General features: G+C 36.4%; 1 protein-coding gene. It reads left to right on the plus strand.

What is annotated here, in order from left to right:
• Positions 1-17 precede the first annotated feature (17 nt).
• Positions 18-258: hypothetical protein (locus SOM16_RS23140; RefSeq protein ID WP_320466361.1), on the plus strand; the 241-nt coding region annotated here is incomplete at its 3' end.

A 258-nucleotide genomic window follows, 5' to 3' on the forward strand; every position in this document is an offset into this window, starting at 1 on the left:
ACGTGAAATTTTTCCTTTTGCGTGAAAGCACCGAGCTTGAAAGAAAAAACCTCAACACTATAAGTGACATCAGTACCAAAATCGGAATTTTTCTTTTAGATAATACGATCATCACCGTTCACAGAATGAAAACCAAAAGTATTTCGGAGACGAAGAAACAGCTTTCAGCAGGTCATGAAAACTGTTCTCCCGAAAAAGTTGCGCTGATGATTTCTTTAGTGATTATGAAAAGTTTTGATGATGAAGCCATCAGTCTTT

The organism is Pedobacter sp. CFBP9032, from assembly GCF_034045265.1.
In the GTDB taxonomy this organism is placed as follows: Bacteria; Bacteroidota; Bacteroidia; order Sphingobacteriales; family Sphingobacteriaceae; genus Pedobacter.